General features: G+C 50.8%; 18 protein-coding genes. 12 read left to right on the top strand and 6 right to left on the bottom strand.

The features are described 5' to 3' along the window. Positions 1-72 precede the first annotated feature (72 nt). Positions 73-807: an XRE family transcriptional regulator gene (locus CKW32_RS02535; RefSeq protein ID WP_095184318.1), complete on the bottom strand. Its 735-nt coding sequence runs from the start codon at positions 805-807 to the stop codon at positions 73-75. A 240-nt stretch (positions 808-1,047) separates the two neighbouring features. Between CKW32_RS02535 and CKW32_RS02530 the strand changes: the two genes are divergently transcribed. From CKW32_RS02530 to CKW32_RS02465, 11 genes are all read left to right on the top strand, one after another. Beyond that, complete coding sequence (locus tag CKW32_RS02530; RefSeq protein WP_095183972.1) at positions 1,048-1,962, top strand: FkbM family methyltransferase; 915 nt, start codon at positions 1,048-1,050, stop codon at positions 1,960-1,962. A 466-nt stretch (positions 1,963-2,428) separates the two neighbouring features. Beyond that, entirely contained in the window at positions 2,429-2,755 is a 327-nt protein-coding gene (locus tag CKW32_RS02520) for a DUF2388 domain-containing protein (RefSeq protein ID WP_032891774.1), read from the top strand. 538 nt (positions 2,756-3,293) lie between these two features. Further along, the gene (locus tag CKW32_RS02515; protein ID WP_095183970.1) at positions 3,294-3,656 is read left to right on the top strand and encodes a DUF3892 domain-containing protein; all 363 of its coding nucleotides are present in this window, start codon (positions 3,294-3,296) and stop codon (positions 3,654-3,656) included. A gap of 651 nt (positions 3,657-4,307) precedes the next feature. Further along, on the top strand, positions 4,308-4,553 hold the full coding sequence (locus CKW32_RS02505) for a hypothetical protein (protein ID WP_095184317.1): 246 nt from the start codon (positions 4,308-4,310) through the stop codon (positions 4,551-4,553). Continuing rightward, the gene (locus tag CKW32_RS28415; RefSeq protein WP_095183968.1) at positions 4,550-4,771 is read left to right on the top strand and encodes a hypothetical protein; all 222 of its coding nucleotides are present in this window, start codon (positions 4,550-4,552) and stop codon (positions 4,769-4,771) included. The genes CKW32_RS02505 and CKW32_RS28415 overlap by 4 nt, the downstream gene beginning before the upstream one ends. 100 nt (positions 4,772-4,871) lie before the next feature. Further along, the gene (locus tag CKW32_RS27995) at positions 4,872-5,912 is read left to right on the top strand and encodes a hypothetical protein (protein WP_143499315.1); all 1,041 of its coding nucleotides are present in this window, start codon (positions 4,872-4,874) and stop codon (positions 5,910-5,912) included. Then, positions 5,909-6,277, top strand: coding sequence for an STAS-like domain-containing protein (locus CKW32_RS02490; RefSeq protein WP_095183966.1), 369 nt, complete (start codon positions 5,909-5,911; stop codon positions 6,275-6,277). Before CKW32_RS27995 ends, CKW32_RS02490 begins: the two co-directional genes overlap by 4 nt. Further along, positions 6,255-6,893 carry a hypothetical protein gene (locus CKW32_RS02485; RefSeq protein WP_095183965.1) on the top strand — a complete coding sequence of 213 codons (639 nt, stop codon included), beginning with the start codon at positions 6,255-6,257 and terminating at the stop codon, positions 6,891-6,893. Before CKW32_RS02490 ends, CKW32_RS02485 begins: the two co-directional genes overlap by 23 nt. A gap of 198 nt (positions 6,894-7,091) precedes the next feature. After that, a complete protein-coding gene (locus CKW32_RS02480) occupies positions 7,092-7,349 on the top strand; it encodes a hypothetical protein (protein WP_095184316.1) in 258 nt (85 codons plus the stop codon). A 409-nt stretch (positions 7,350-7,758) separates the two neighbouring features. Beyond that, positions 7,759-8,106: a hypothetical protein gene (locus CKW32_RS02470; protein ID WP_095183963.1), complete on the top strand. Its 348-nt coding sequence runs from the start codon at positions 7,759-7,761 to the stop codon at positions 8,104-8,106. Between the two features lie 28 nt (positions 8,107-8,134). After that, the gene (locus tag CKW32_RS02465; RefSeq protein WP_371853977.1) at positions 8,135-8,350 is read left to right on the top strand and encodes a helix-turn-helix transcriptional regulator; all 216 of its coding nucleotides are present in this window, start codon (positions 8,135-8,137) and stop codon (positions 8,348-8,350) included. On the opposite strand, the gene CKW32_RS02460 is transcribed toward CKW32_RS02465, so the two are convergent. The 4 genes from CKW32_RS02460 to CKW32_RS02445 form a co-directional block, all read right to left on the bottom strand. Then, positions 8,347-8,925, bottom strand: a complete 579-nt coding sequence (locus CKW32_RS02460) for a lysis system i-spanin subunit Rz (protein WP_095183961.1) — start codon at positions 8,923-8,925, stop codon at positions 8,347-8,349. The two genes, CKW32_RS02465 and CKW32_RS02460, sit on opposite strands and share 4 nt — an antisense overlap. After that, positions 8,925-9,323 carry a cell wall hydrolase gene (locus CKW32_RS02455; RefSeq protein WP_095183960.1) on the bottom strand — a complete coding sequence of 133 codons (399 nt, stop codon included), beginning with the start codon at positions 9,321-9,323 and terminating at the stop codon, positions 8,925-8,927. The genes CKW32_RS02460 and CKW32_RS02455 overlap by 1 nt, the downstream gene beginning before the upstream one ends. A 12-nt stretch (positions 9,324-9,335) precedes the next feature. Further along, positions 9,336-9,701, bottom strand: a complete 366-nt coding sequence (locus tag CKW32_RS02450; RefSeq protein WP_143499313.1) for a hypothetical protein — start codon at positions 9,699-9,701, stop codon at positions 9,336-9,338. 226 nt (positions 9,702-9,927) lie between these two features. Further along, positions 9,928-10,419: a DnaB-like helicase C-terminal domain-containing protein gene (locus tag CKW32_RS02445; protein ID WP_256585213.1), complete on the bottom strand. Its 492-nt coding sequence runs from the start codon at positions 10,417-10,419 to the stop codon at positions 9,928-9,930. Here CKW32_RS02445 and CKW32_RS02440 point away from each other — a divergent pair. After that, positions 10,412-11,218: a tyrosine-type recombinase/integrase gene (locus tag CKW32_RS02440; protein ID WP_256585212.1), complete on the top strand. Its 807-nt coding sequence runs from the start codon at positions 10,412-10,414 to the stop codon at positions 11,216-11,218. The genes CKW32_RS02445 and CKW32_RS02440 overlap by 8 nt on opposite strands. Here CKW32_RS02440 and CKW32_RS02435 read toward each other — a convergent pair. Next, the gene (locus CKW32_RS02435) at positions 11,198-12,130 is read right to left on the bottom strand and encodes a hypothetical protein (protein WP_143499311.1); all 933 of its coding nucleotides are present in this window, start codon (positions 12,128-12,130) and stop codon (positions 11,198-11,200) included. The two genes, CKW32_RS02440 and CKW32_RS02435, sit on opposite strands and share 21 nt — an antisense overlap. Positions 12,131-12,175 lie beyond the last annotated feature (45 nt).

Genomic DNA, 12,175 nt, shown 5'->3' with positions numbered 1-12,175 from the left:
CAAAGGGCTTGACGACTTTTGGCAGGCGGAAAAAAACCCGCACATCGGCGGGTTTTGTCTTACTTAAGGGAGTTAACGAGCGTACATGCCCCACCAGAACACGTGGCCAAGGATTCTGATCTGCTCATCCTGGATATCCTGGAAACTGTAGTCCTCATCAGGATGCTCATCACGATTAAAGCTGCGCAGACGAATCCCGGAAGGCAAGCGGTAGAGCTGTTTAACCCGCAGTTGCCCGTTGTGATTGATGGCATACAGGTCGCCATCCACGATATCGCCAATGCCACTCTTACCGGCATTCACCCCGACCGTCGCGCCATCGCGCAATACCGGCAACATACTGTTGCCACGCACCGTTACGCATTTGGCCTGGTCGAACTGCACGCCGTTATGCCGCAAGCTGCGCTTTCCAAAACGCAGGCTTGCTTTCTCGCTTTCCTCGATGACGAATCTTCCTGATCCAGCGGCCAATTCAACCTCGCGCAGAAAGGGGATCGACACCTCGTCCTCATTAACGGGGGTGTCGTCGTCCCAAAGGCTAATGTCCTTGAGTTCCGAATGCATTGGATCTCGCTCGTCATCTCGCGAAACGCCCACCGCCACGCGCCCGCGCAGCTGGTCGGTGCTGATGCGGAAGTATTCGGCAATACGGGAAATGTGCTTGTCCGACGGGTCAGCGATCTTCCCGCTAAGGATCCGGGACAACGTGGATTGAGGCACACCGGTGCGCCGGTGAAGCTCCGTGGGAGAGATCCGGTCGCGGTCCAGCAGCTCTCTTAAAACGATAGAAACATTGCGTTTTTGCATGACGCGGATAGTGACGGGAGACTTGGAGAATGGCAAATGCTTAATCGCATAAATGATGCATTTTTATGTATTTGACACCCTTTTTACCGCCTAAACGGACTCATCCCAGTGGCGAGACTCCCGTCATCATCGTTCCGCCCTCGAAAGCGGATTCCCTTAGGCAATTTCTAAACGTAAGATCCTTGATACCAAGTCGTGCATAACAGATACAAAAGGAAGAATCTGTCAATGGATACCTAAATGCACGCTAGGAAAATAAAAACTACTCAAGGAAATTTAAGTTTGATCTCAAAATTAACATCAAGAATCATCAGAAAACTTCGAAAACACTCAAAGTTACCTATAAGCTATAAATACAGAAGCTTTTCAATAAACTTGCCGGCACACCACCTATTACCTGAATTTCAAAAACAACACCCAAAATATGATAGGTTCTTGCCACACTTAACACGCTATATCAATGACTCGGAAACCATCATAGATATAGGTGCCAATATCGGAGATTCATTAGCAGGCATGGCTGAACAGAACACCACTGCTAATTATATCTGCATTGAAGCTGATGATTCTTTTTACAGGCACTTAGAAGATAATGTCAAAAGAATAAAAACTTCAATAAACCACTTAAAAGTCACTACAATAAAAGCCCTGGTAGGAAAAAACATCTCCAACGTCTCACTTGACGGACAAAACGGGACAAAACACGCGATATTACAAAATGAGGGCGGCCTAAAATCGTCGCCACTGGATGAGCTGATCCCCAATGAATCCAGCATACGCATCTTGAAAAGTGACGTTGACGGGTTCGATTACGATGTACTTGATTCTTCCATGGTAGTTATAAAAAAACACAACCCAATTCTTTTCTTTGAATGCCAATACGATCACGAATACCAAAAAGCAGGCTATTTAAAAACGCTCAGCGCGCTTCAGCACGCAGGCTATTGTGATTGGGTGATTTTTGACAACTTTGGCGAAATCGTCATTCGCACAGGCGAGATGAGCATTATCGTCCAGCTCATAAACTACATCTGGCAGCAAAACACTGGACGCTCTACACGAACAATTTACTACTACGACATTTTGGCAGTCCACAAAGAGGACTCTTCGCTCATAAACAAGGTTCTTGAAGAATACACTTCCCCTTTAACCTGACCATTTGTAGATATCCCCAAGCATGAGCGCCTACAATCCAACTCCGGCTGTCTGCGACTATAGATGCCAACCTTATAAATCTGCGATTACCTGCTTGGCGAACAGGCCTGCAGCCTTCAGCTCAGCGAGCAGTAGTAAAGCGAAGATTGGCTAGGCAATGTGCGATATGGAATAACACGGATGACTTCATGGCGAGATCAGAGCTTCTGGAGCAAGGTGCAGACATGCACCCTCCTGGCGCTCATTGGGATGTTCACAAGCTACACCGACGCGCACTGGATAGAAGGAGCCTCATCCAATAGTAAGCGGGTCTTAAGCCGAGGCTTCGTTGTGCTATGCGCAATAGTGGCTGGGATTGAGCCGGCAGTGCTCAACCACTTCTATGCTTCGCCCGGATGAGGTGGCCGCGGGGAATGGCCGGCCCTGATATCGTCCCTCCCTCAAATCGAAATGGAAACATCGACGAATGGACTCATGGAAAACGCTGACAATCGCTGTCATGGTGCTGATGGGCAATCAGGCAGTGGCGGCAGAAAATGCCAACCCCTTCGATAAAGCGCTGATGTACTCCACGTTCGTGCCAACCATCTTGGTTGCAGGCACTACTTCTCTCACGACCGAAGCGCCAAAGCTTTTTACATCATCGAAAACCGACGCCCTTGCGTTTATCGGTTCGGACGGCGAAATCCGCGGGGCCGAGTTTGAACGGGCATCTCGGTACTATCATTCGACCTACCCCGCGCCGCTTATGTCCGACATGCAACTGGCCAAGGCTATCGCCGTTTCGTACTGAGAGAGGCGTCCATATTCAGCACAGGCCGAAAGGCAAAAGGGGCGGTGCATTTAAATAAATGCGCCGCCCCTTTTTTACGTTTTACCTGGCCGTTTGCGACCTGCGAAGGGCCGACCTCGCGTGTTAACCTTGCGGCCATTGCAAAATCAGCAGGGCCGAGCGCCCCACCTTTGCCCCACTCCTTTCAACGAATTTGCTAACTATCTGATGAGTAAACACACTTCCGATCTGTCCTCCCATACGCCAATGATGCAGCAGTATGGGCTGAACAGCACCTCACGCCACGTAATGAGAGGTCTGTGGCGACCAGCCGTCTAAAACTCTTTAGTAATTTACTTGTCGTTTGGGCTAATGAATGCGTGGTAGGCCAAGGTAGTTTTAGACAGAAATTTGACCAAATTTGGCGACAGCGCGAGCCAGTAATCGGCGCAACCTTTCGACTTAATATTAGAGCCCGCCAGTTTTACGTCCTTGAAATAATGCAATCAGCCCACACATAGGCTCTGCTCAATTCGAGCGCAGGAAGCGGAGTGATTCTATGGCTGAATATTTTATCCTGGGCGTCTCTTATTCAGAGGACGGTGCCCACATTGACTGGGTTCAAATTGGGCGACTGGAAGAGCCCGAGCCTAAACAAAAGCGCGTAAAATTTATCGGACCTGTAAGCCGACAGTTTGTTGTTGACCTCATAGAATCCGAGTCAGCCACATTCAAAACCCTTCCTCTGATCGAAAAGACCGGGAAGTTAAGACCTGGCGCGAATGTTCGTATTTATGAGAATGACTTCATAACTACAGAACCGGACCACAAGGAGGAAAACAACCTCGAAAACCTGCCGCGATTCTCGATGCCCGACGCCGAAATTGAAGCAGCAACAGAAAGGTTTGTCTCGATCTTTTAGGCGCTCGAAAAATAAGCATCAACTCCTGAGCCGCATCCGAATTTAGGGGCGGCCAGTTCTACAAGCATCCCCATGATTCCTGCCTGTTCGTCAAATAAACCATTTGCCCGAGCAGTCCGTGCGTACAGTCGTATGAACTTCTGGAATCTTGATTTGCACCTAGGCTTCTGCTCATACTCGCCAGATAGCAATCGCACCTCGCGGGAACCCCGCGGCGCTCACAAATACTCAACCAGCAACTGCACGGTGATCTAGGAGATCGCGCTCAACCTGGCACATCTCTACACCGGTTCTTGCCGTAGCAGCGTACTGATTGTGCCCTCGCACAGCCAGATGACAGGAGGTCAGCATGGGACAACTCACGAATACCGTCACGAAGCGTATAGGTGTTGTTCTGTTGCTGGTCGGCCTAATTATCCTATCGATCGGCCTTTACGACATGGGCGGCAGCTACCTAAGCTCATCGCGTTTTTTCGAACGGTGGCTTGACGTGATCTGTTGGAATAAGTACCGCATTAGGGAATATCCTGCGGTCTTTTATGGAAGCTACCTCGTGATAGTTGGGATTTTCTTGTCAGTCCTGTATGACAAGGTAACCGGCCGGCTCGTGCAGTGGATTTTGACTGGCCGAACTAAACGAGATAAATGACCATGCCTCTCACTAAGCCCAACCAGCAGCTGCGCCGCGACCTGAAAGAGGCTGCGGCCCTGCTCAAGTGGTCAGGCGTCGATCTGATGCAGGCTTTCGTGCGGATGTCCGAGGCAGGCCAAGAAGATGAAGCCAAAGAGCTGCTGAAGATTGCAGCGAGCTATCTGGCCGTCGAGGACAAGCTGACGGGTTACGCGGAAGAGGTGAAAGCAGGCCGGACAAGTCGGGCTGCGGAACAGCGCAAATGACTGCATGGCGAGAGCAGAGCTTCTGGAGCAAGTTTTGGGCCTGGACCTGGTTGGCGTTGCTCATGGTGATTACTTTCACTTCCGACGCGGTTGGTCCTAGTTGTTGGGGCTCATCAGGTCGCAAGCGAGTTTTCAGCCCCGATTTCGTTGTGCTCTGCGTTTTCGTGGCTGTGATTGAGCTAATAGCGCTTAGCCATTACTATGATGTTTACAGCTGAGATCATAACCCTTTGTGCCTGTGCTCGAGCAGGCGCTGTAGAGGCTTTATTGGACATCAACAAAAGCTCAGCCACATTCATGCGACAGGGAAGACGTGTAATGAAAAAGCTACCTACAGGCTATAAGGTCATAGCCCTGAGGCGTCATAGATATGCGCTATGCAAGATCGAGAGATCTGCCCCAACTACAGAATCAAAACGGCAATCAAAAACTGTAGTTCACCATGCGCCAAGCATTTTTTGCGCATTAAATGAACCCAGGGACCGCCTCATAAAATTTATTGAGGGGATTAGGTTGTCTGTGAGATCGGGCTGCCGATCAATACTTATTGATTTTTCTAAAACACAGAAATTAATCGCAAGTGGCACAATTCTTTTTTTTGCAGAAATTGATCGCCTACTGGATTTATTCCCTAAACTAAATATCCGCTCCACCGTTCCACTAAACAAGAAAGCCTCTCTTGTTTTACAGCAAATTGGATTCTATACAAGAATCGGAAAAAACGTTCCCATCGCTAGCTGCGAGCTTGCCGATGTAATTAACTGGCGTGTCGCAAAAGGCCAAAATGTTACTGGCGAAAAGTATGATGTGATTTTGGGAAAATACGACGGTGCAATCACACCCGCGCTACAACAGGAGCTTTATGCTGGATTAACAGAAGCAATGACTAATGCTCATCATCATGCCTATATAGCTCGAAGGGCGGATGGAATAGCATCATCAAAGGCATACAAGCCGTGGTGGATGTTTTCCCAAGAAAAAGATGGGATGCTATCAGTCGTTTTTTGTGACTTAGGAGTGGGTATCCCCGGATCTTTGCCCTACAGCGACGACGACGGATGGAGAAAGTGGTATCTCGTCCTCTCAAGATTCGGTATGCACAACCTTGGCGATGCTCGTCTAATCAAAGGGGCAATACGACATAGCAAAACTCGTACCAGAAAGCACAATCGGGGAAAAGGTTTGACGCAAATCGTAGAAACAGTTCTCGCTAGCAAAGGAAGCGTGGCGATATTGCAAAGCAACAGGGGTTGGTATCAAATAAAAGACGGAAAGGAAACCTACGGCGACTTTAAATTGTCTACAAACGGTACAATAATTTATTGGCAGATGCCCTTAAACGGCGAGGCCGGATCATGACTGAGATTCATTTGGCTGATGACTTCTCCAAGCATCCAGCCGGAAGGTATAAAAGCGACGGCCCTTATAGCGGCGAGTTATTTCGAGAAAAGTTTCTTGAACCTCGCATGAAAGACCATGAGAAAATTGTGGTTTATCTGGATGGCGCGCGAGGCTATGGGTCATCTTTTCTGGAGGAGGCTTTTGGTGGGATCGCCAGAAAGTATCCTACGGATTTGGTTGAGTCTTTAATTGTTTTAGACTCCCGTGACTCCAACCTGATTCAGCGGATAAAGAGTTATATACATGAGGCTCGTGGCAAGAACACGTCAAAACAAAAATCATTCATACGGAGCATGATTGATGGCAGATACGAACCAAGGTAACGGGACTCCAATTTGGTTTTATCCCGTTACTTGGGCTTTGGTAATCATAGGGTGGCTCATAGTAAACTGGCAGAACAACAGGCGTGAAGAAAGGAAGGAAATTCGAACCGCGCTCACTAAAATATTCGAAGATATCAATTCCCTGCAAGATGAAGCTATTACCTATCATACTTCTGCGCGTAGAAACTTCAACCTTGAAACAAAAATAGTAATGATGGAAAGTAGATTGAGTGAACACCTAAGCTATCTTAGGATTCGAAACTCATCATACACCTCTGAATACTCGGAATTTGTAGACTCAATAATGCTAGACAACTTTGAAAGCTCTGCATTTTCTAGGCAAGCTCTAAGCTCCACTATTATTGAAAGCATTAGGGATACATCCAGCGACTTAGAATCGGCGCTTGAGCTTGAGTTTAGTAGTTTGTTTAGGGGCAATTTTATTACCAAGACCGCCGCGCTAATAAAACAAGCTATTGAGCAGCAGTTGATAATTGGCAGTTTTGTGAGGTTTATAGAGCGTAAATCAGAATGGATAATGATACTAATAGCATATCTATTTTTGGTATATATGGTGGTTTACACGTTAAAACTTATTCCGCTTTCGGACAGCTGACGCCTTTGTATCATATAGCCCCTGTTTTAATGAGCACGTGTGCCCGGCCCGGCGCCGGGCTTCTTGTTTCTGGGCTTTCACGACCTTTTCACAGTTGAGCGCCTAAGATCGTCTCAGCTCCTAGAGAACATCCCTTTAAGCCCGCTAATCCCCATCGCGCGCTTTTCTTTGCCTGCGATTCGCAATCGCCCCGCTGCCCTGGTCTACGCTCTCCATGCCACCAACTGGAGACGAAGCTATGCCCATCCCGAATACGCCCTATCTGATGTTCTGGAGCGCATCTGCGAGAACCGGCTCGCCCTTGAGGCTGCACTGATGGAGTTCACGCTGATGGTCGAAAGCCAAGGTGGCGCCGAGTTAAGCGACAACGTGCGTGGCGCCCTGCACGCGATTGGTGAGAACTCCGGGCACATCAAGCAGGGTCTCGCACGTCTAAAGCAAAAGCCTAACGCGTAGGGAAAAATCCAGAGGACGTTATGAGCGAGGAATCTGAGGTGATTTACGTTGCAGACCTGGCTCGGATCTTGGGCAGAACCGAGGCGTCGGTCAGAGAAGGGATTCGCCGGGGCGTTACCTGGCTGCCCAAGGGTTTCAAGATGGGCACTAGGCATTGCTGGTTGAGAGCAGACGTAATGCAGTTTTTGACGGACTACAGGGACGGCAGGGTTGAAAACAAGTCTGTAAGAGTGGGCAGAAAGAGGCTGGCGCCTCCTACCTTGAAAAGAATCGGCCGTTGATCGGCTAGCCATCTCCTTCACCAAGCTGATGTTAGGATTTAACTCTGGCGCGATCTCTTTCCAAATAATCGCATGGCGCTCGCTGCGCTGCTCAATGAGGTCGCGTCTCACCTTTGGATACGGAGCGAATGAGCAAACTTCCCGTTCAGCCGCGATTTCTCAGGGCTTACCAGGCACCCAGCTATCTGGGAATGTGCAGAGGAGTTTTTGACAAAGCCGTTCGTCCCTATGTACGAGAATTTCCGATAGGCGAGCGTGGCATCGGCTTTGATCGAAACGAACTCGACCGATGGGCGGATGCATACATAGCAACGCACTCCATAGACAAGAAAGCAAATACAGAATCATCCCGACTATTGATCGGTAACTCCACCCGCACTCCGAAAACATCAGAAGAATTTAATAGGTTGGTTGCAGAAATCCTCGGGAAGCCCACGGTAAAGGAAGATCGACGAAAGCGGGCAAAGAAATCATGACTTTGACGTCCATCAGCCGCCATCTTCATTGGCAAGGAGCCAAATATTGATAGAGATACTTGCCGTTGATCGCTACCTGCGTCTCAACGAGGTTCTTCATGTCACTGGTTTGAGCCGTAATACTGTTTATCGAAGGATCAAAGAGGGTACCTTTCCGAGGCAAACACAAATAGGTCCAAACTCAGTAGCTTGGCGGCAATCAGAAATAGATAAGTGTATGGTAAACCCGTATCCGCGCGATTAACGCCCAAGGATCAGCGTGCCCTCCAGATCAAGTGGAGCCGTTGCTGATGGAGAGTAATCAGGCGCGATCGTCCTGACATATGCCTGGCACGCCCGCAGCGCGATCAGTCCTCGATCGCCTTCATCGGTGATGGCAATAATTCGTTGAGCATGCGCTGGGTCAAGTTGGGCTCGACGGGCTGCATGAACCACGCCGACCGTGCCGGGGGCGGGAGGCACGTTGAAGCTACTGGCTGAATCCGTGGCGTCGAGAAGGACTGACAGCCGCACATCAGCAATGGCAAGGCGATCGCGCAAAACAGCCTGGTTACGTTGGGCATCGGATAATTCCTTCGTGTGTTGTTGGTCCTGCGCGGCAAGTTGCTGCTCGGTGGCCAGGCGTTTGTCCTGCTGGGTTCTGGCCTGGGCGGCGGCGGCATTGCTGATCGCCGCCATGTCATCCTTATGCAAGCCGGCCTGCTCAGCGAGTTTCTTGCCCATTCGCCAGCCCTGCACCTGCCAGGTGACACCGGCGGCGCTGGCCATCAGCACCAGGATCAGCAGAACCAGTCCGGCCAGCTTCTGCACGGGCGTCATCACGGCACATCCTTGAAGAAGACGTGGTGCCCGAGGCGCAGCGTCTGCTTGGCCTTCGCCGCCCAGGCCGGCGCCTTGGGCATCGTGGTTGCGTAGTAGTGCGTGGCACCGCCAGTTGGATCCGGTACCGAGCCAGACATAACTTGGTCAGCAGCGCGCTGGGCCTGGGCGAACTGCGCAGCAGGGATCGGTTTGGCGCCGCTGAGGTAGGCATAGTTCGGGTCGTTCTGGTTCCAGCAGCTGAACTGCCAAGGCTTCAGACATACGCCCGCGTAGCCCTCCCCCCACCAAGACTTGTCCTTGCCGTCGAACACGCGGTTGCGGATCGTCCAGGCAACGGCGATTTGCCCGTCGAGGCCTTCGCCGCGGGCCTCGCCCCATAGCGTGCGCGCCAGGATGTCAGTGGCGGATCAGCTCGGCGCTACGGGGCGCTTGGCACTGTCCGGGAAGTCGGGATTGGTGTCGGTCCATTTGCGCAGCGCGAGCCAGTACTTCTGCCAGTCCTCTTCCGATCCTGGGATATCATCGGCGCCGTAGCTCAACGCCGTTACGTTCTGCTGGGCGACAGGCATTTGCAGCTTCCGCCACACTGACTCTACTTCAGCCTGTTTCGCCCGAAGAGTTTCTTCTGATATCGCCCAGGTGCCGTCTGGCTGGGCCGTATAGTTGAGCGAATTTTCATCATCAGGCCGCGGACCAAGCATCTCCACCCAGCCTTCAGGGCAATCACCGCCCATCTGCTGAAAGCTGATACCAACCTCTGCGTAAGTATTCACCCTTTGATCCTCCATGCTCTCAAGCGATAAGGCAGTGGGCCAGATGCGTTTACGGTCGTGTTGTGGCCACCACCTGCTTGGGCGCTCGCGGCCAAAACTTGGAGGCTGCCCGTTTGGATTGCGATTTTGTCACCAACATCCACTTTGCTGGCTTTTGTGCCGTAGCCTGCCCCCGACCCAAATAGAAACCCCGGGTCGGACCAGATGCCGTTAAACAGCACCTCGGCTATTGGGATAACTGGCGCGCCAGGAAAGGGATTATCAACAAGGACCCGGCTGTTCGCCGCAATCGTCGCTGGTGCCGCCGGCGTTCCATTCGGGTAACCTGCCGGCAAATGCTGCGAATGCGCGGCACAGTCAGGCCCGACTTGTCACTGACGTAGAGAGGCTTATCCATGATCTTGTTGACTGCGGAGGTCAGCCGCGGCCAGTCGTCGTCCTCCAGCTTCCCGTTGTCGAGCAGCTGCAGGTCTATGCTGCCAAGCGACGCCAGCGCGCGGTTGGCCAGCTCCTCTTCAGGCATTTCCAGCGAGAACACCATTCCGACGCCGAGGCCGGTGCAGGCGATATGCTGGGCGATCTGCAAGCCGAGAGTTGTCTTGCCGCTGCCCGGTAGGCCGGCAACAATCGTCACGGTTTTCTTGCGCAGGCCACGGATCAGCTTGTCCAGGTCGGCCAGGCCAGTAGATAGCCCCGACTGCACGCTCCCGTTGCGCACCAGAACGAAGCCAGCGCTGAAGCCGAACACACTCAAGCAGTACGAGGCGGCATGTGAGCGTCTGAAGGAAAACTTCGCCGACTTCGAACCGCGCGAGGTGCTTCAACGGCACGTAGTCGCCCTCAAGTTGCACATGGCGGAAACGCCGAATATGTCGAATCGGGTCATCTCGGTTCTGCGCGCCGTCTTCACGTACGCGCTGGAGCACCAGATCGTTGACTCGAACCCGTGCATCGGCGTGCGCCGACACTTGGAGCACAAGCGCGATCGCTACATCACCCACGGCGAATTCCAGGCGATCTGTGCAAACTCCAGTGACAACATGCGTGCCATCTACGAGATGTGCTACCTGACCGGCCAGCGCATCGGCGACGTCCTGGCAATCCGCCTTGCCGACATAAGCACCGACGGCATTGCCTTCAAGCAGGAGAAGACGAACGCCAGGCTTCTGGTACAGATGACCCAAGATTTGGAAGAGCTGATCGCCCGGGTCAAGGCGCTGCCCAGAAAGATTCGTGGGCTTACCCTATTCTGCTCCCCTCGCGGCGGAAAGCCTGTGCACTACAGCTCAGTGAAGGACGCCTTTGCGATCAGCTGCAGGAAAGCAGGTGTCGAAGATGCGAGCCTTCACGATCTTCGCGCCAAGTCACTTTCCGATACCGATGACCAGGGTAACGACGCGCAAAAACTTGGCGGTCATACTGACGCCAAGATGACGCAGCGATATTTAAGGCTGAGAAAGATAAACAAAGCCACCCCTCCAAGACTGTTTTCAACGCTAGATAAAGTTAGCAACTAGCAGACGAAAGAAATGTACACCCTTGCCAGTAAGACCGCCTCTGTGCGTGATCAAATCGTACTCTTTTAGAAACTCTATACACTCGTCCGGTAAGTTTGCATCAGCATACACAGACATAAATTTTTTCCTGATGACCTCTTCCTTCCCGGGACGATCAACTGGAAGAAAATAGCTTTTCATAACATCCAAAATTGGCTTAAGAATCTCTTGAGGAGGGATCGGGACATACACGCCACTTTCAACCTCAATAACACTTAGACTTTCTGCCCGCCTCTGCGTGGCTTTGATATTCTTATTGACATTATCTAGCTGCCCTCTCAACTTTTCTATTTCTTCGTCCTTGACCGCTCCTGCGCCGCCGAGTGTCTCAATAGTTTCTCGCATCGAATCAAGTTCGGATTGTATTTTTTCATAACTTAATCTTCCCTCCCTATCATCTGCAGGACTCAAGATCATCTTAGGCAAATTATCAATTTTTAAATTTATACCGTCATATCCAACCTGGAGCTGACTGAGTTTCTCGCCAAATCCAGCCTCTATTTTACCGAGCATTTCAGACATTCGATTAGTAAACTTATGAGTATTATCATAAAAAGTTTTTGATGACTCATCCGCTTTCATGTAAAAAGCCACTGACAACGCGATGGCAAATATAGCCAATGCCATACTCAACAGATCAGTAAACCTATATTCATTGAGGCTTCCCAATTCAGGCATCATCGCCAATCGATAAGCAAATACCAAAAACAAAAGAAGCAGAGATAAGTCCCTTAGTCTCAGCAATGTAAAAAGACCTTTCGGCTTTTTTGCTCTTCCAGATTTAACGTCCTTTGTATCCATTTCATCCTCTGTACGAAATCGACAGCCATCATTAGGCACAATGCTATCATCAAATACTTCGAATGGAATCAAGCGCTCAGGCCCTCGGCAGGTCGCAGCCTCATAGCTTTTGCCTGT

It is taken from the genome of Pseudomonas sp. Irchel 3H9, assembly GCF_900187495.1.
Classification (GTDB): domain Bacteria; phylum Pseudomonadota; class Gammaproteobacteria; order Pseudomonadales; family Pseudomonadaceae; genus Aquipseudomonas; species Aquipseudomonas sivasensis.
The sequence above is the reverse complement of the archived record's forward strand: the minus strand, read 5'-3'. Positions and strand labels throughout refer to the sequence as shown.